Below are 18235 nucleotides of genomic sequence, written 5' to 3'. Positions count from 1 at the left end.
AAATATAAAAAAGGTGTCACAGCAGTTTTCTGCTGTGACACCTTTTTTTATTATAGGTTATCCACCCGTTACTTCTTTAAATTACAGATGTAGGTTCAACCGGCTTAGGTTCTGATTTCTGCGGTGGATTAAACCGATAGACGATGTAGGCGACTATGAACGGCATGATAATCGCGAAGATACCAGCCCCTACATTCACGCTTTCCTTCATAAAGATCAGCGTAGCGCCCATCAGAATGCTGTCAAACACGACGTGACTGAACATGACGGCAATAAATCCGTAACGAAGGAAAATATAGCTAAAGAGCAAACCAATCACGGTCAGCTCAATAGGACGGGAACTGATGGGGTAGATCGGATACAGCGTATGGCCAAACGCCCAAACCAGCGTGGTGATCAGGCAAGCAATGAACGTGCTTCGGAATACTTTTTTCAACATAGGAATTCCGAAAAAACGATAAATGGCTTCCTCGGATAAACCAGCGAGCCATGCAACGATGGGCAGCAGCCAAGCATATCTCATGTTGTAAGGAGATTGAGTAGCGTCAGTAGTGGACCAGTTCTGCAAGGTAAATGATAATACGATGAACATAAGGGTCTGCACCCCTAGCAGCACGAATGCCCAGACGTATCCAGCCCGGATACTGTCCAGAACATATTTTCCATAGCCAGGCTCTTTAGCACGAGGCCATGGGTTCATCCCCTCTTCTTTTTTCCATAGGCCGTCCCCTCCAACTAAAGAAAAATAGAGCAGGGAGGACATTAGGAGGCTATATAAGGCATAAATGATGAACATTATGACGGAAGTTATCTGAGCCTCGAGTCCTTCGCCTGAGGATTCAGGGAGCATATTATAGGTGCTGATCATCATGATTACAAAATAAGCTGAGCTTAGGAATATTCCACGCTTAAAGGAGGTATGTTCTCTTCTAAGTATGCTGTAGATGAGTGCCAGAATTCCTAAAGCTAAAGTAGGCAAACCATAGCCGAATAAAGTAAACTTTTCCGCGAGAGAGGTCTGGTCCTTTACATAGGAGGTATGCCAGGCTGGAGCGGTGAATCCTGCTTTAAAGCTGGATACCTGTTCGCCAGTGAAATCGAAATAATAGTGTAATAAGGATTCGCCGATCTGAACGGAACGATCTGTATACACGAGCCCGTAGTTTCCCGTATTCGATTCAATTTGCAGCTTGGCGGGATTTACATCCCATTCCTGAAGCCAGGGACGGGCAAGATTTTCTTTTTGTGCAAGTGATAAGGTAGTACCCTTGTCCTCTTCTTTTGCACTGGTGGATACATTGTTTGGTAATCCGGTACCTGATCCTTCTGCTCCTTGTGTGAAAGCGACAACTGCACCAGTATACATATTGAGGTCAACGGAGATTAGTGGCTCTTGTTCCGCTGAAGGACTAAGTGTTACACGGAAAATGTCAAAAGGATATCGTTGATCCAATTTCTTTTTTGTATAGTCCTCCAAAAGCTTCTCGCGGGACATATAACCATAAAAGGAAGAGTCCGTATCGTACAGTACATTCCACTGATCAGTTGGTGCTTTGGTGTAGTTCAGCTTTTGTTCTGCGAATGATATGGCTTTGTCGCGGGCTTCCGCCTTGCTGATGACAGTAGTATCTTCCCCGGCAGGGCTATTTAGCACCGAGGGAGCAATCTGAAACATAATAAATAGAATAAGACCGATAATGCCCGAGATGATGAGCCTCTTGGAGAGGGCACGTTGCTGTAAGGGCTGGCCAACGGGATTCATGTAACGCCTCCTTGTAAACTGACAATGTTATGTTCCATTATAGTATTAGTGCCATGATAGTTACAAAAATCATCGTATATTCTTTTTATGGGTAATAGAGATATTATAGAATAGGTAGCTGAATATATACCATGAATTTAAGGTGATTATTTCTTCATTTTTCATGAAAATCGATGCAATTGCAGGGAAAACACGGAAAAGTGATGAGAAAAGGCACTCTTAGTGGTACATCCTCTCCAAACCGCATTTTTCATATGAATCACCATTAATAGTGTCTTTGTGATTTATCGAAATAACATATATAATTTGTATGCAATTGTATATAGCCGAATTTCAGGTGAAAACGGGGGAACCATAAGAAGTAATGAAAAGATGAGTATACGCCATAGGCGTTATCTTTATTCATCAGGGGTGAATTTCGTTCTAGGAACGAATAGGGCAGCCTGCACAGTCCGAATCCGTCAGCTAACCTCGTAGGCTAATTTACTGCAGGAACCAAGGGTAGCATTGGTTTTCCAGTGCTTTTTTTGTTGGAATTCTTTAAATTTTGATAAGAGGGTGAGCGTAGTGGCTTCACAGTTTCGCAGGGTTTCTGAATCAAAGTTCCTGAAGCTCTCTCCGCCTCAGATTATGGTGCTTGGTTTTGCATCGATCATTCTGATTGGAGCCTTGCTGCTAATGCTTCCCATTTCGAGTACCAGCGGGAATGCTGTTAGTTTTATTGATGCGTTGTTTACTGCAACATCGGCCACCTGTGTGACAGGACTTGTGGTGCTGGACACCGGGACGACATTCACCATTTTTGGGAAAACCGTAATTATGGTGCTTATCCAGGTTGGTGGCTTAGGGTTTATGACAATGGCGACCTTATTTGCCATGATGATGAAACGCAAAATTTCCTTGCGGGATAGACTGATCCTTCAGGAAGCAATGAACCAAGGCTCTATGGAGGGGATTGTTCGACTGATCCGGAGAGTACTTATTTATTCTTTGGTCATCGAAGGCTGTGCAGCGGTGCTTCTGTCCTTACGCTGGGCGTTTGATATGCCACTGGGCAAGGCCGTTTATTTTGGAATATTTCATGCGGTGTCTATGTTTAATAATGCTGGATTTGATATTTTCGGGGATTTCCGGAGTTTAACCGATTATGTATATGACCCGCTAGTGAACATCGTGGTGATGTTTCTGATTGTCTCTGGCGGTATTGGTTTTATTGTCATGTCGGATCTGGTGGAGTTTCGTGTCAAACGTAAATTATCTTTGCATAGCAAAGTTGTACTCTCCACCACTGCAGGGCTTATTCTTATCGGCGCTTTAGTTATTTTTATATTTGAATTTACGAATCAGCGCACACTGGGGAATTTAAATTTCGGCGGAAAAATATTATCGGCATTCTTTCAGTCGGTATCGCCCCGAACCGCTGGCGCCAATACGGTGGATATTGCCGGACTGCGGCAAGCCTCACAGTTCTTTATGGTTATTCTTATGTTTATTGGTGCATCTCCAGGATCAACAGGTGGCGGGGTCAAGACTACAACCTTTACGATTATGATTGGTGCAGTAATCGCGATGCTGCGCGGACGTGAAGATGTTGTACTGTTCCGTTACCGATTGGCGCAGGAGCGTATCTATAAAGCGTTGACGTTAACATTACTCGCTTTGCTATTGGTCCTCACGGTGTCGATGTTACTGTCCACAACAGAGGATAGTAATTTCTTAGCGATATTATTTGAGACGACCTCAGCTTTTGCCACGGTGGGACTAACCATGGGGCTGACACCTGAACTGTCTATCTTCGGCAAGATTCTGATCTGTCTGACCATGTTTGCAGGTCGGTTAGGTCCATTAACATTAGTGTATGCGCTTGGACCTAAACAGGGTAAACCATTGTATAAGCACCCAGAAGGTAAAATAATTATTGGATAGGAGTTAATCCGAAATGAAAGCACAGCAATTTGTAGTAATCGGTTTAGGCCGCTTTGGCTCAAGCCTTGCACTTGAGCTGATGGAAATGGGCTACGAGGTGCTCGGCATTGATCACCATGAGGAGCGTGTGGAGGAAATGAGCGATCACCTGACGCATGCGGTAGTGGCTGATGCTACAGATGAAGGAATTATGCGCTCGCTCGGCGTACGGAACTTTGACTGTGGGATTGTAGCGATTGGCGACAATATGGAACGAAGTATTCTGGCGGCGATTTTGTTAAAAGAGATTGGAGTCAAGCAAGTAGTAGCCAAGGCGATCTCGATCCTTCATGGTCGTGCGTTGTCCAGGCTGGGCGTGGACCGGGTTATTTTTCCGGAGCGGGATATGGGCATTCGTGTAGCACATCAGCTCGTGACACCCAATTTGCTGGATTATATTGAACTGTCCAAGGATTATAAAATCGTCGAGCTGACCGTTCCGTCTTGCATGAACGGGAAAAGCTTGTCAGATTTAAATACAAGAGCGAAATATGGCTGCAGTATTGTTGCCCTGAACCGGGAAAGTGGAATTATAGTGGCTCCAACGGCACATGATCATTTGAGTGAGGGCGACGTTATGGTACTCATTGGTTCTAATGAAAGTATTGATCGATTTGAGGATGAAGTTGTAAACCAAGATTAAATAGATAAGCCCTCCGTCCTTTACATGGGACGGAGGGCTTTTTTTAATTAAGGTTGCACTCAGAGGTATGTACTATTTCTCTCGTTCCGTCAGAAACATCTCTTCTGTGACCTGCACGAGGCTACGGGCCGCTGTGCTCAGGCTTCCATCGTCACGGTAAATCAGACAGGTAGTTCGCTGAGTCTGCTCCAGCTCCTTAATATGCAGAGAGACCAGCCCACCGCCGTTTAACAGCTGCGGACGCAGATAAGACTTGGGCAGTAACGCTGCCACATTGACTGTCGGCAGCAGCCGCACGATGGCTTCGAAGGAGTCAATCTCCATCCGAACGTCTGGATCAATTCCACAGCGCTGGAACAGATCATCTGTTAGACGGCGGTACCAGGTGCCTTTGGAGAAAAGGATCATAGGCAGTCGGGACAGATCATCCATGGTTAGCTTGGCAGATTGATTCAGAGGATGATGCTCAGAAACAACCAGTCGAAGTTGATCCTCAAACAGAGAAATACAGCGCAGTCCAGGTTCTTGAATAGAGGAAGCGATCAGACCTATATCTGACTTTCCTTCACTGACAGAGGAGACAATTTCATGTGTTCGGCCTGTGATTAGCTTCAGCTCCGCAGTTGGGTATTTCTCCATATATGCGTTAACTAGTGGAGGCAGAGTAGTCTGCAGTGAGGTAAGTGACGCCCCTAAGGTGACGAGCTTAGGCTCGCCTTCTTTGTATTTAGACAAAGCCTCCAGAAATTTAGAGCGCTGCTGCCGTTGTTCAAGTGCGTAGGAATAAGTAAGACGCCCAACCTCGGTTAACTCCAGTCGCTTGCCATAACGATTAAATAGCGCGACACCCAGCCGTTCTTCCAGCTTGGAGATTTTACGAGATAGGGCAGGTTGGGACAGATTGAGCTGGCGGGAGGCCCGATTCAAGCTGGAGTGCTCCACAACCGCTGCAAAAACATCTAAATCGTCAAACATATTTATGTTCCTCTCGTAGTGCAATCTATAAACAGTAGTGACGAAATTCATAGCCATGAAGACAATACTTCTTGCTCCATAAGGAAATAAAAGATTTGTCGGAAAATGTTGTTTCTCTAAATGAGAATTATTATCATATAAAATCTATTCTTATGCGTTTATTGTATAACGTTTAATAATTAGATTGCAATTCCCTTATAAGGGAAAAAGGAGTAACATGAAAAGTGACACAAGATATTCACATTTTGTGAAAAAGAAAACAAAGTCCGGGAAACCAAGGATAGCGGTAAATATAGACGTTTTGTCATGACATAGTCTACGTTATCCTGTGTCAAAAGTAGTTCCGGCGGTGAATACACAATAATGAAAACGCTGTTTTAATCGGAAAGGGGTTACTTTGTATGAAAGGATTTTATTCCAGAAAGATTCATTCCTTGCTAGGCGTTATCCCGCTTGGAGCTTTCTTCATTGAGCACATGATGACGAATTTTGCGGCTGTAGAGGGTGGCGCTTCCGGTTTCACTGACAGCGTGATATGGCTGAACAGCCTGCCGCTTGTCTTCTTCCTGGAATTGTTCGGTATATGGCTACCTCTGCTGTACCATGGCGTATATGGACTGTATATTGCCTATCAATCCAAGCCGAACTTGAACCGTTTCAACATTGAAAGAAACTGGCGTTATACGCTGCAACGTATTACAGGAATTATTACCTTTATCTTTATAGTCTGGCATTTGTTCCAAACCCGGGTTCAGGTGGCAGTTGGTAGTGTAGAGCATGAAGAGCTGGGCGGTCTGATGCATGATATCGTGACTCAACCACTGATGTTGACACTGTACATTATCGGTATCGTTGCAGCATGCTTTCACTTCTCAAACGGCCTATGGTCTTTCTTGATCAGTTGGGGAATCACGGTAGGACCTCGTTCACAGCGGGTATCCTCTTACCTTTGTCTCGGTATATTTGTTCTTGTAACGTTTATGTTCCTCATTTCGCTAGTCACTTTCCGTGATGCTGAATTTCAAACGGCAGCTTCCATAGCTCAGTCCATAAAGACTTTCATCTAAGTAATTATCCTCTCAGGACTAGATTCCAGAATCCTTTCTGATATTTTCAATAAAGGGAGTGAACTATCATGGCAACAGCAAATATCATTATCGTGGGTGGCGGTCTGGCCGGCCTGATGGCTACCATCAAGGCGGCGGAGTCCGGTGCGCATGTTCAATTATTCTCATTAGTGCCTGTAAAAAGATCACACTCCGTTTGTGCGCAAGGCGGCATTAACGGCGCGGTAAATACGAAAGGGGAGGGCGACTCTCCTTGGGAGCACTTCGACGATACCGTTTACGGCGGTGACTTTCTGGCGAATCAGCCACCGGTCAAGGCGATGTGTGAAGCGGCACCGGGTATCATCCACCTTATGGACCGGATGGGCGTAATGTTCAACCGTACACCTGAGGGATTACTCGACTTCCGTCGTTTCGGCGGAACGAAGCGTCACCGCACTGCATTTGCTGGCGCAACGACAGGCCAACAGCTTTTGTATGCGCTGGATGAGCAGGTGCGCCGCTGGGAGTCCGAAGGTCTTGTAACGAAACGTGAGAACTGGGAGTTCCTCTCGGCCATCATCGACGACGAAGGCGTATGCCGCGGCATAAGTGCCCAGAATCTCAAGACGATGGAGATTGAGACTTTTCCTGCAGACGCTGTTATTTTGGCTAGCGGCGGGCCGGGTATTATTTTTGGTAAAACAACGAACTCCGTAATTAATACGGGTACAGCAGCAAGTGCAGTGTACCAACAGGGCGTACATTATGCCAACGGAGAATTTATCCAGATTCACCCAACGGCTATTCCGGGAGATGACAAGCTCCGCTTAATGTCGGAATCAGCACGTGGTGAAGGCGGCCGCATCTGGACTTATAAAGATGGAAAGCCGTGGTATTTCCTTGAAGAGAAATATCCAGCCTACGGTAACTTGGTGCCGCGCGATATTGCTACACGTGAGATTTTTAATGTGTGTGTGGATCAAGGGCTGGGTATTAACGGTGAGAACATGGTGTATTTGGACCTCTCTCACAAGGACCCGAAAGAGCTGGACGTGAAGCTTGGCGGGATTATTGAAATTTACGAAAAGTTCATGGGGGATGACCCTCGTAAAATACCGATGAAAATCTTCCCGGCTGTGCACTATTCCATGGGCGGTATGTGGGTTGATTACAACCAAATGACAAACATTCCTGGTCTGTTTGCGGCAGGCGAATGTGAATATCAATATCATGGAGCGAATCGTCTAGGCGCTAACTCTCTGGTATCTGCCATTTACGGCGGTATGGTTGCTGGACCAAAGGCTGTTGAATACATCAAAGGTCTGAAGAAATCGTCACAAGATATCTCTTCTTCTGTATATGATAGCTTCCACAAAAAGCAGACGGACAAATATGAGTCTCTGCTAGCGATGTCAGGTACAGAGAATGCTTATGTGATTCACAAGGAACTGGGCGAATGGATGACCGCCAATATGACGGTTGTACGGCACAATCCGAAGCTGGAAGCGACCATTGGCAAAATCAAAGAGCTTAAAGAACGCTATCGCAATATCAATATGAACGATACGTCACGCTGGAATAACCAAGGTGTGGCATTCACCCGTCAGCTGTGGAACATGCTGGAGCTGTCCGAAGCGATGACACTGGGAGCGCTTATGCGCAATGAGAGCCGCGGCGCTCATTACAAACCGGAATTCCCGGATCGTAATGATGAGGAATTCTTGAAGACCACAAAAGCAGCTTGGACTGCGGACGGTCCGCAAATCTCTTACGACGAAGTCGATGTCTCACTGATCCCTCCACGGGTCCGTGATTATTCGAAGGATTAATCTTTCCCAGCAGTGAAACAGCTTGCGAGGCAAGCTTAATGAAATAAAATTAGGCAATTTGAGGAGGGAACCATTATGGCGGAAACTGCTACAGCTCCCAAAAACGTAAAGTTTATCATCACCCGCCAGGACGATCCACAAAGCTCATCTTATGTTGAGGAATTTGAGCTCCCTTATCGTCCGGGTATGAATGTAATCAGTGCTTTGATGGAAATTCAGCGTAACCCTGTGAATGCCAAAGGTGACAGCACCGTTCCGGTATGCTGGGATTCCAACTGTCTAGAAGAAGTATGCGGGGCTTGCTCGATGGTGATCAACGGCAAACCTCGCCAAGCCTGCGCAGCGCTTATAGACAATCTGGAACAACCTGTACGCATTGAGCCAATGAAGACATTTCCGGTGGTGCGTGACTTAGTGATTGACCGTACCCGGATGTTCAACGCACTTAAACGAGTAAAGGCCTGGATTCCAATCGATGGTACGTATGACCTTGGGCCGGGACCACGTATGCCGGAGAAGAAACGGCAGTGGGCTTATGAATTATCTAAGTGTATGACTTGCGGTGTATGCTTGGAAGCTTGTCCGAATGTCAACGAGAAGACGGATTTCATCGGACCCGCAGCCATCTCTCAAGTACGCCTGTTCAATGCTCATCCTACGGGTGAAATGAATGCGGATGAAAGATTGGACGCATTGATGGATGATGGCGGTATTGACGGTTGTGGTAACTCACAGAACTGTGTGCGCGCTTGTCCAAAAGGTATTCCTCTTACCACCTCCATTGCAGAAATTAATAAGCAGACGACAAAACATATGTTCAAACGCTGGTTAGGTGTGTAATAAGTAGTACCGCCGGATCTTTAATATTGAGCTATCCTCAATGGTGGATTTATATTCGCTGAGGATAGCTTTTTTGTTTATAATTGGTAGAGATTAGGAAATTAGTCTAGCTCAGAAGAATGAATAGCATATGCTATAATATCCATTGTTAACGTACGTTAGGTGTGGAACAACAGGGAGGAATAATCGTGATTTGTCGGGAGCATGATGGAGCAATTGTAATGGTTAAACAGCATGATCACGGGAAGTTAGCTGGAGAGCTTGCCATTTGGTTTAAGGAAGAGCATGTGCCAGAAGAAGGACGCCGGGATGAGGTGCTTTGGGCGGTAGCTGAACATGACCGGGGCTGGATTGATCTGGATGAGACGCCCTTTTGGAACGATGCGGAACACGCGCCTTACAGCTTTATTGATTTTCCTGTAGTGCCGAAGCTGACCTTTTATAAGCGAGGACTTGATGAGATCGAGGCGCGGACACCTTACGGAGCGCTTTTGTGCAGCTTGCATTTTGAACGACTCATTAAGATTTCGGGACTGGATTATCCAGAACTGACGTTATATCAAGAGCATGAAGAGGAACGTAGATCCCGTATTCACCGAGAACTGGAAGTATCTAAACCGATTGGTGAAGATGAGCTGTATTATGATGCCCGTCTTTTGGAATTCTGCGATGACTTATCTCTATATTTGGCTTTAAATGAACCGGGTAGCCCGAAATCTGAGGAGCATCCATGGTGGCGTGAAGGATTCTCTGGCAGTGAAGATTTCAGTTTTACGTCAGGTCGTACGATAACCGTGGAGTGGAAAGATAAGTCAACGTTAGTGCTGGATCCTTTTCCCTTTAAGAAGACGGTGGAAGTAGCCTTTATGCTGAAACGAGTCCAACGATCAGAAATTGCTAAGAGAGGCATCGCACCCGCATACCGTGATACGCCAGAGGAAGAATGTAGAATTGTACTGACGGCTCTAAACGAAAGCTGAAGGGAAGGAGAAACTCCGTATGAATATACAATCGTCTGGGGCTTCTCCCAATAAGAAAAATAATCATTCAGGTAAAGACACCCACTCTAGCGCCTCTGGACGTCGATCTAAGGGCAAGACAACTATGACCCGCCGGCAATTCCTGGTTCGAGGTGCGGCTACTGTAATCGGCGCAGGCTTGCTCACAAGTGGTTACGCTTGGCAAGGGGAGCCCAACTGGATTCAGGTTACTAAGCTGAAGTTATCCTTCAAAGATATTCCCTCTGCTTTTTCAGGCATGAAGGTTGTCCATTTCAGTGATACTCACCTTGGGTTTAATAAGGATGCCCGTGATCTGGCTCGACTTGCAGAGCGTATCGCTAAGGAGGAACCGGATCTTATATGCTTTACAGGCGACATCGTGGACAGCAACCCTGAGGATCTTGTAGATGCCATACCTGTATTGGCAGAGCTGAATGCTCCACTAGGAAAATATGCGGTGCTAGGCAACCATGATTTCAAGAATACGAAGCGGATTATCGAGTTGTTTACATCTGCTGGTTTCCGGGTGCTAAGGAATGAATCTTATCTTCTAAAAAGAGGCGGGGCAGTTATGGCTGTGACCGGACTGGATGATCTGTTGCATGGCGAGCCTGACCCTGTGAAGGCACTCAAGGGTGTGCCTGCAGGAACCTTTACCGTTCTGATGATGCATGAACCGGATTATGCTGATATAGCAGAGGCTCATTCCTTTCAACTACAGCTATCCGGGCACAGCCATGGAGGACAGATTCGCCTGCCGTTTGTAGGTGCGCCATTCACCCCTTATGGGTCTCAAAAGTACATAAATGGATTGTATTATACAGATACCAAGCGCATGCCAGTGTATGTGAATAGAGGTTTTGGCGAAACAGTCATGCCTTTTCGTTTTCTATGTAGGCCTGAATTAACGGTGCTGACATTGCACCGTTCATCGGATGAATAGGCTGATATTTTAGCTGCATGGAGGAGAGAGTATGAGCACTTATGAGGCAGTATCGTTCCAGACGCAACAAGGTGTGGCGGTTGACCTTAGGATGATTCCGTCCGAGGATGCCTGTCATTTGCAGCAACTGCTCTCCCACCCAGAAGTGCAGGCTCATATTCAAATACGCACCGGAGCTGGATCAGAACTTGCTCAGGTGGAGAAGCTGGTGAACCGGATGTTATTCGCATTCGATCCTTGCGCATTACATGCGGGTATCTATTTGAAGGAGCAGCAGAAGTTAATCGGTATTGTTGCTTTACAGCATTGGAACCGCCGTGAGGGCAAGGCCACTTTAGGATATATGCTAGACCCGGCGTACTGGGGAGGCGGATTGGCGACAGAGGCGGTTGGCTTATTTTTAAATTACAGTGTTCATACGCTTGGAATCACACGGATCGAAGGGCGCTGCCGAGGAGATAATATTAGATCCGAACGTGTGATGCTTAAGAACGGCATGATGCTGGAGCGAGTGATGCCCAGAGTAGGCTCCTTGGACGATGTAATGAAAGTATTCACATTGTTACACAAATGAAATAATGCCGTTATGAAACTCTAACAGTGTCCGGTTAAACTAAGTACATGACCCCCTTTTAAAAATATACTGCTTTGGGACCCGATGATTCGGGTCCATTTTTTTTGTCAGGACCTAATCCGATCGTTTATGATTAACAAACAGTCGAATGAATTGAGAAGGAGGCGTAACATTTTGAATGATGTAATACAGACGTTAATGAATCACCGTTCTTTCCGGCAGTATTCTGATCTACAAGTTGAGCCGGATAAGCTAAAGATAATGATCGAATCGGCCCAAGCAGCGCCCTCATGGGTTCATGGACAGCAGGTCTCCATTATAGCTATCAAGGATCCTGCGCGTAAGCAGCAGCTTTCGGTCTTGTGCGGCAATCAGAAGCATGTAGCAGCAGCCCCCGTCTTTCTGGTGTTCTGCATGGACTTCTATAGAGCGAAATTAGCAAGTAAAGTGGAAGGCAAGTCTTTTGAAGCGGTAAAAGATGTAGATGCTCTGCTCGTTGGAGCTACAGATGTTGGTATCTCAGTGGCTAACGCGATTGCAGCGGCAGAATCCATGGGACTCGGGATCATCCCTATTGGGGGTGTCCGGCGCAATACAGCAGGCGTTATTGATTTGTTGAAGCTGCCGGAGTACGTATTCCCTATCGTCGGGCTTTGTGTCGGATATCCAGCCGAAGAGACCGCACAGAAGCCGCGGCTGCCGCTGGAAGCGGTGTTTCATGAGGAACAATACAATCCGGATGTGGAAGGTCTCCTGGAGGCTTATAATCAAACCCACCGTGAATATATGCAGCAGCAGGGATTAACGGAGAGAGATTGGACGAGCACGATTGCTCATTTTTACGATATCAACCCGGAATATGGGGATGCGAAGCGCACCCTGAAGCAGCAAGGGTTTACCTGCGACAACCTATAAATAAACGACAATGCACCAAGCGGAGATTGGTTTAACGGAGGGTAACCCCACCCCTAAACCAATAACGCTTGGTGCATTTGTTCGAAATATAAGAAATCTTTACAGTGAAACTTTAATTTTCTCGCGCTGCTTGTAATAAACCCAATGTGTAAAACCTATTGCTTTTAGCTGTGCAGCTACCGCATCTCGGTCTTCTGCGACTCGGGACGGCTTATGCGCATCCGAACCGAAAGTAACCTCAACGCCAAAATGATGTGCGCGCTCCAGTATATCTTCTGATGGATACCAACCGCCAACCAGCTTGGTTCCGCCTGAGGTATTAATTTCGATCGCCACGCCGCATTCACTAATTACTTGCAGACAGTCATCAATTGGCTTTGGAGCAGGGATTTCTGAAAAAGCAGGATAATTTCCCTTCATCGCATCAATGTGACCGAGAATTTGAAACATGCCACTGCGGGCGGAATCAGCAATCAATCGATAATAATCAGACTTCACACGAATCTGTTCATTTTTGCTAAGCCCTTTCCAGCGACCCTTGTTAAAGATACTGACGCCACCAACACTATGTACCGATCCAATCACATAATCAAAAGGGTAGGCGGATAATGTTTTGCGGTAAAGCTCGGCATGCTCAGGGAAGTAGTCTGATTCAATACCTAGCAGAACGTCGATTACACCTTCGTATTCTTTTTTGAGGGAGAGGACTTCCTCAACATAGTTTGAGAATTCGGACTTACCCATAGCAATTAGAGGAAAAGCTTGCTCGGAAGGGCTTCCGAAATATGGGGTGTGATCAGAAATGCCTATTACCCCTAAACCTGCTGAAATTCCGGCTTCGATATAATCTCTAATCGTTCCATCAGCATGGCCACAGCGAAAATGATGTGTATGCAGGTCAAATTTCATCAAGATCAACTCCTTTAAACAAGGTTATGCAATTAGCTCAGAAGTATCGATTCCACTATTGGGTGTTTTTTATTCAGATCCAATAAATTGTGTCTCCGGCATACCTTTGAGATCGCTGAGAAACTGTCTCATGGCTGAGTTCACGTATTTTCCAGACTTCGTTATGACGCCAACAGGATGTGTGACTTCCAATTCAATAATAGGCACAATTTTGAGGGAACCGGCTCGCACCTCAGCGGTCACTGACTGCTTGGAAATAATGGCTGCACCTAAATCGAGTTCTACCATCCGTTTCACTTCCTCGCTACTGGTCAGTTCCATAATTACCTGTGGCTCTATGCCATGCTTGGAGAATACCTCGTCGGCAAATTTACGGCCCACTGTATCCGGTGAGAGCAGAATTAGCGGGGTTTTGTTTAGGGCTTCTATACCTGCAGTCTTAACTTGAGCCAGGGGGTGTCTAGGTGAGACCACCAACTCGAATGTATCATAATAAAGAATGGAAGTAGTCATACTCGGACTTCGTCCGATCAAATAGCCAATGCCGACATCGACAATGCCATTCTCGACATGTTGATAAATTTGAGACGAGGACATAGAGGAAATAGATGTTTTGATATGAGGGAACTGGTCTTTAAAATAGGACAAAATACGCGGTAAAATTTGAATGGCGATAGAGGTAGTAGTGCCGAGAATAATATGTCCTTGGGGATTATCTTCAAGGTCCGCAAGTCTCTGTTTAAGCTCCTCCACAATCGTCACAATTTGTTCCGCATGCTCCAGAAATACAGTTCCTCGATCGGTTAACGTAACAGGCTGGTTCCGGTCAACCAGCTGTGTTTTGAACTCTTCTTCAAGGCTCTTGATTTGTGCTGAAACCGCTGGTTGGGTCAAGTTAAGCAGTTCTCCGGCCTTGCGAAAGCTCATCGTTTTGGAGATCGTTATTAGTGTCTCCAGCTGGCTGATGTTCATGGAATACCTCCTTTGGACAAGCAAATATGAAAGTGATGGGGTGAAATATTACGTTCCATGTTGGCATTTGATTTAAATTATAGGAGATAATACCCGACAGAGCAATGTTGCAACATAAACAAACTTGGGTACGAATTCGACATGTACATTAATTTTTGCTGAATTGTGCCGATATATAAAGTATAATAAATCCATATTACTTGGGACTTTTGGTATATGACTAAAGCACGATAAAGGGGGAGACAGGACTTTCATGAAAGCAGAAGTAATTAATCCGTTTTTAGAATCTGCACGGACAGTTATAGAACAAGTGATTCAGGTCTCGCCTTCCACTGGGAATTTAGGCATCAAAGAAATTGAACTGATCGATAATCATATATGGATTCAAGTGGGAATGACAGGCCAGCTGAGCGGAAATATTATATTTGGTATCGCAGAGCAGGTAGCCTTGCGAATGGTATCGATTATGATGGGCGGCTATGTGATTACGGAGATGGATGAGATGGGTCAGAGTGCAATTTCAGAGCTGGGCAATATGATCAGTGGAAATGCTAGTACGATTCTATATAATCAGGGGGTTTCAGTGGATATAAGTCCTCCCCAAATTATGAAGCTTGAGAGCATGTCCTTTTTGCCTCGCAGAGCACTTAGTATTCCATTGTTGATGGATGGGGTTGGAGAGATGGATATTCAGGTGATGATCTCTTAGGCAAGAGTTAGGAGCTGAAATACTTTTTATGGTACTTAAAGATAAGGTTGTTGTGATTACAGGAGCATCCAGCGGTATTGGTGCATTAACCGCACAAATGCTTAGTAAGCAAGGTGCGATTCCGATCCTTTTGGCACGTTCCGAAGCGAAGTTGAAAGAAACGGCGGCCGGTATTCCGGGCGTTTTTGGACTGTATACATGCGATGTAACAGATGCCGACGGTGTACAAGAGACCTTTGCTCAAATTTTGGCGACTTACGGCAGAATTGATATTTTGCTAAATAATGCTGGGTACGGTAAATTCGCCGCTTTTACAGAGATGGAGCCTCATGAGTTTGACGATATGATGGATGTTAACTATATGGGGATTGTTCGCTGTACGAAGGCTGTTGTTCCACATATGTTAGAGCGGGGAAGTGGCCAGATCGTAAATGTGGCTTCTATGGCAGGGAAGATCGGTACAGCCAAATCGGTAGCCTATACAGCCACCAAGCATGCTGTTCTCGGATTCACGAATGCACTTCGTCAGGAGCTGCGGAAGAGCGGAATCATCGTCTCGGCTGTGAACCCTGGTCCCATTGCCACTGATTTTTTCAAAACGGCTGACCCTTCCGGCAATTATGAAAAGAGTGTAGCTCGGATGATGATGACACCAGAACATGTCTCTTCCAAGATCGTAAAAGTCATGGAAACTGGCAAAGAAGAGATTGATCTTCCGGGTCTGGCAGGGTTTGGTATTCGGCTTTATGGTCTGTTTCCTCGCCTGGCGGACAAGCTTACTTATAATGCGATGAACAGAAAATAGAGCCTGCCGTCAGCATTATTGGCCTTCCATTTGGTGGAGAGGCCTTTTTGGCATATAATGAAGATATTATCTCAAGCGAAAAGGATGAATTACACTTATGAATAAAGCTTCTTTTGCGGCTATCGGCATTCAGGAAGACCTAGTTGCCCGATTGTCGGAATTCGGTATTAACGCTCCATCCCCGGTACAAGAGCAGACGATTCCACTTCTGCTGGAGGGAAGAGATGTTATTGCTGCTTCCCAGACTGGAACGGGTAAGACCTTGGCCTATCTGTTGCCTCTGCTTCAAACGATCAATCCGGAGCAGAAGGTGGTCCAAAAGCTGGTGCTCGCCCCTACACAGGAGCTGGCGATGCAAATCTTACGTGAGGCGGAACGTTATGGCGAACACCGTGGGATTCGAGTAATGGGTCTTATTGGCGGTGCAGCTATCAAACGCCAGATTGACAAACTGCGTGAGCATCCACAGCTTGTTGTGGGAACCCCTGGCCGGATTCGCGAATTAATTGGTCTTCGCAAGTTAAAGATGCATGAAGTCAGCACGATTGTTCTAGATGAAGCGGACCAAATGTTTCAGCTAAGCGGGGCCGGAGAGGTAACGAAAATTGTTAGCAGCGCTCTGCGTTCACGCCAGCTCGTTATGCTGTCTGCAACCATTGGTCCGGAGACGAAAGCCTTGGCAAATCGTGAAATGAAGAACCCGGCAGAGGTTGGAATTGCTCCTGGTGTCATGACAGCAGAGAGTTTAGAGCATCATTACGTTGTAACGGAAGAACGCAACAAAATAGACATGCTGCGTCGGGTCATCCGTCATTACAATCCAGAAAAGGCGATTGTGTTCGTGAATGCGACTGATGATATTGCAGAGGTAGAGGCTAAGCTAAACCATCTTGGACTGACCGCAGCCGCACTTTACGGTGATGCTGATAAAGTAACGCGCAGTAATGTACTGTCACGTTTCCGCGAAGGGAAATTCCGTGTGCTTGTTGCCAGTGATGTAGCTGCCAGAGGACTGGATATTGAGAATTTGTCACTGGTAGTAAGCTTCGATCCTGCCTTTGATTCCGAGCATTATGTACATCGTGCGGGTCGTACGGGTCGGATGGGAAAACGCGGATTATCCGTAACGATTGTGACAGAGCAGCAGACCTTTATTATGCGTAAATTTGCGCGTGAACTGGATATTGCCCTTGAAGAGCGGGAAATGGTCGGTGGCAAGGTGCTATCAGCAGATGAAGCGCGCAACGCTTTGAATAGTGGACGGGGACGAAGTGAGAGCAGCGGACAACGCCGCGATGCTTCTTCTCCGCGCAGCAGTAAGCCACAGGCGCGAACATCTGGGAATGCAGGAACTCAGCCGTCTACAACCAGCACAGAGCAGCAACCTGTTAAAAGACTGGCTACGATCCAGACAAGTGAGGCAAGTGTAGAACCACAGCGCGATTCTCAGCGCAGTGTGAACCCTTCTGCAGGCGCGCGTGGAGGTGCTACTCCTGCACGAAGCAAACGCAGCAGCAATGCGGAGCGTGAGAAGAACCGTAAGAATAAAGGAGCACCAAAGTGGTTGAAAGACAAAACTCCGAGAGGTGACGGTCAATGAATAATTCTCCCGTATTGCAAATTACGGGCCTCAGTGGTGGATACAGCCTGAATAAGCCGGTGCTGCATGATATTGCACTTCAGGTGCAGCCTGGCGAGATGGTTGGTTTAATTGGTTTAAATGGAGCAGGAAAAAGTACGACCATGAAGCATATTCTAGGATTGATGTCGCCCCATAAGGGCGATATCACAGTAAAGGGTAAGACTCGTGCTGAAGATCCCATCGGATATCACAATGCTTTGAGTTTTGTACCTGAATCGCCTCTTCTGTATGATGAAATGACAGTACGTGAGCATGTTGAATTTACAGCAAGAGCATATGGGGTAGAACAAAGTGACTACGAAACTCGCACCTTACATCTAGCCAAGCTGTTCCATATGGAAGATAAGATGGACACGTTGTCGACTCATCTATCCAAAGGGATGAAGCAGAAGGTTATGATCATGTGCGCTTTCGTGGCACGCCCTGCGTTATATGTGATCGATGAGCCCTTTTTAGGACTGGATCCGCTCGGGATTCGCTCTCTGCTTGATTTCATGATGGATCTGAAAAAATCAGGCTCCTCTATTCTGCTTAGCTCTCATATTCTTTCTACCATTGAGAATTATTGCGACCGCTTTATTGTGCTGCATAGAGGTAAGGTGATTGCTCAGGGAACGCTGGCAGAAATTGCGGCAACCACTGGACTACAGGGGCTGACTTTGGAGCAGCTGTTCTACGAGCTGGTTCAGGGAGGGAAATAAT

The 18235-nt window shown here is 46.1% G+C and carries 17 protein-coding genes and 1 riboswitch; of the genes, 13 read left to right on the top strand and 4 right to left on the bottom strand.

Going from position 1 to position 18235, the window contains the following annotated elements; all coding sequences use genetic code 11:
• Nucleotides 1-76 precede the first annotated feature (76 nt).
• Nucleotides 77-1762 (bottom strand): CPBP family intramembrane glutamic endopeptidase, encoded by a 1686-nt coding sequence (locus tag NSS87_RS25885; protein ID WP_339243419.1) that lies wholly within the window; start codon nucleotides 1760-1762, stop codon nucleotides 77-79.
• A gap of 314 nt (nucleotides 1763-2076) precedes the next feature.
• A riboswitch (cyclic di-AMP (ydaO/yuaA leader) is annotated at nucleotides 2077-2256 on the top strand.
• Nucleotides 2257-2392: 136 nt separating this feature from the next.
• On the opposite strand from NSS87_RS25885, the gene NSS87_RS25880 reads away from it, so the two are divergent.
• Complete coding sequence (locus tag NSS87_RS25880; protein WP_042194483.1) at nucleotides 2393-3688, top strand: TrkH family potassium uptake protein; 1296 nt, start codon at nucleotides 2393-2395, stop codon at nucleotides 3686-3688.
• A 13-nt stretch (nucleotides 3689-3701) separates the two neighbouring features.
• Nucleotides 3702-4370, top strand: a complete 669-nt coding sequence (locus NSS87_RS25875) for a TrkA family potassium uptake protein (RefSeq protein ID WP_042191554.1) — start codon at nucleotides 3702-3704, stop codon at nucleotides 4368-4370.
• Nucleotides 4371-4442: 72 nt separating this feature from the next.
• Here NSS87_RS25875 and NSS87_RS25870 read toward each other — a convergent pair whose 3' ends face one another.
• Nucleotides 4443-5345 (bottom strand): LysR family transcriptional regulator, encoded by a 903-nt coding sequence (locus NSS87_RS25870; protein WP_149644994.1) that lies wholly within the window; start codon nucleotides 5343-5345, stop codon nucleotides 4443-4445.
• Between the two features lie 401 nt (nucleotides 5346-5746).
• Here NSS87_RS25870 and NSS87_RS25865 point away from each other — a divergent pair, with 401 nt between their 5' ends.
• The 7 genes from NSS87_RS25865 (at nucleotide 5747) to NSS87_RS25835 (ending at nucleotide 12496) form a co-directional block, all read left to right on the top strand.
• Entirely contained in the window at nucleotides 5747-6412 is a 666-nt protein-coding gene (locus NSS87_RS25865; RefSeq protein ID WP_042130879.1) for a succinate dehydrogenase cytochrome b558 subunit, read from the top strand.
• A 68-nt stretch (nucleotides 6413-6480) separates the two neighbouring features.
• The gene (gene sdhA, locus NSS87_RS25860; protein ID WP_339243418.1) at nucleotides 6481-8223 is read left to right on the top strand and encodes a succinate dehydrogenase flavoprotein subunit; all 1743 of its coding nucleotides are present in this window, start codon (nucleotides 6481-6483) and stop codon (nucleotides 8221-8223) included.
• Nucleotides 8224-8298: 75 nt separating this feature from the next.
• Nucleotides 8299-9063 carry a succinate dehydrogenase iron-sulfur subunit gene (sdhB, locus tag NSS87_RS25855; RefSeq protein WP_042191549.1) on the top strand — a complete coding sequence of 255 codons (765 nt, stop codon included), beginning with the start codon at nucleotides 8299-8301 and terminating at the stop codon, nucleotides 9061-9063.
• Between the two features lie 188 nt (nucleotides 9064-9251).
• Nucleotides 9252-10043 (top strand): DUF3891 family protein, encoded by a 792-nt coding sequence (locus tag NSS87_RS25850; protein ID WP_339243416.1) that lies wholly within the window; start codon nucleotides 9252-9254, stop codon nucleotides 10041-10043.
• A gap of 19 nt (nucleotides 10044-10062) precedes the next feature.
• Entirely contained in the window at nucleotides 10063-11007 is a 945-nt protein-coding gene (locus NSS87_RS25845) for a metallophosphoesterase (protein WP_339243415.1), read from the top strand.
• A 31-nt stretch (nucleotides 11008-11038) separates the two neighbouring features.
• A complete protein-coding gene (locus tag NSS87_RS25840) occupies nucleotides 11039-11581 on the top strand; it encodes a GNAT family N-acetyltransferase (protein ID WP_339243413.1) in 543 nt (180 codons plus the stop codon).
• A 174-nt stretch (nucleotides 11582-11755) separates the two neighbouring features.
• The gene (locus tag NSS87_RS25835) at nucleotides 11756-12496 is read left to right on the top strand and encodes an NADPH-dependent oxidoreductase (RefSeq protein WP_042191544.1); all 741 of its coding nucleotides are present in this window, start codon (nucleotides 11756-11758) and stop codon (nucleotides 12494-12496) included.
• A 99-nt stretch (nucleotides 12497-12595) separates the two neighbouring features.
• Here the strand turns inward: NSS87_RS25835 and NSS87_RS25830 are convergent, their stop codons facing one another.
• Both NSS87_RS25830 and NSS87_RS25825 read right to left on the bottom strand, forming a co-directional pair.
• Entirely contained in the window at nucleotides 12596-13405 is an 810-nt protein-coding gene (locus NSS87_RS25830; RefSeq protein ID WP_042191541.1) for a histidinol-phosphatase, read from the bottom strand.
• Nucleotides 13406-13474: 69 nt separating this feature from the next.
• Nucleotides 13475-14377 carry a LysR family transcriptional regulator gene (locus NSS87_RS25825; protein ID WP_042191539.1) on the bottom strand — a complete coding sequence of 301 codons (903 nt, stop codon included), beginning with the start codon at nucleotides 14375-14377 and terminating at the stop codon, nucleotides 13475-13477.
• 253 nt (nucleotides 14378-14630) lie between these two features.
• Between NSS87_RS25825 and NSS87_RS25820 the strand changes: the two genes are divergently transcribed.
• The 4 genes from NSS87_RS25820 (at nucleotide 14631) to NSS87_RS25805 (ending at nucleotide 18234) form a co-directional block, all read left to right on the top strand.
• Nucleotides 14631-15086: a chemotaxis protein CheX gene (locus NSS87_RS25820; protein ID WP_042130872.1), complete on the top strand. Its 456-nt coding sequence runs from the start codon at nucleotides 14631-14633 to the stop codon at nucleotides 15084-15086.
• A gap of 28 nt (nucleotides 15087-15114) precedes the next feature.
• On the top strand, nucleotides 15115-15891 hold the full coding sequence (locus tag NSS87_RS25815; RefSeq protein ID WP_076300333.1) for an SDR family oxidoreductase: 777 nt from the start codon (nucleotides 15115-15117) through the stop codon (nucleotides 15889-15891).
• A 97-nt stretch (nucleotides 15892-15988) separates the two neighbouring features.
• Nucleotides 15989-17491 carry a DEAD/DEAH box helicase gene (locus NSS87_RS25810; RefSeq protein ID WP_339243412.1) on the top strand — a complete coding sequence of 501 codons (1503 nt, stop codon included), beginning with the start codon at nucleotides 15989-15991 and terminating at the stop codon, nucleotides 17489-17491.
• Nucleotides 17488-18234, top strand: coding sequence for an ABC transporter ATP-binding protein (locus NSS87_RS25805; protein WP_076285232.1), 747 nt, complete (start codon nucleotides 17488-17490; stop codon nucleotides 18232-18234). Before NSS87_RS25810 ends, NSS87_RS25805 begins: the two co-directional genes overlap by 4 nt.
• The last annotated feature ends 1 nt before the right edge of the window (nucleotide 18235 follow it).

Origin of the sequence: Paenibacillus sp. FSL F4-0243 (assembly GCF_037963295.1) — a bacterium.
Lineage (GTDB): Bacteria > Bacillota > Bacilli > Paenibacillales > Paenibacillaceae > Paenibacillus_AQ.
Note: the sequence above shows the minus strand (reverse complement) of the source record. Positions and strands in the feature narration are given on the sequence as shown.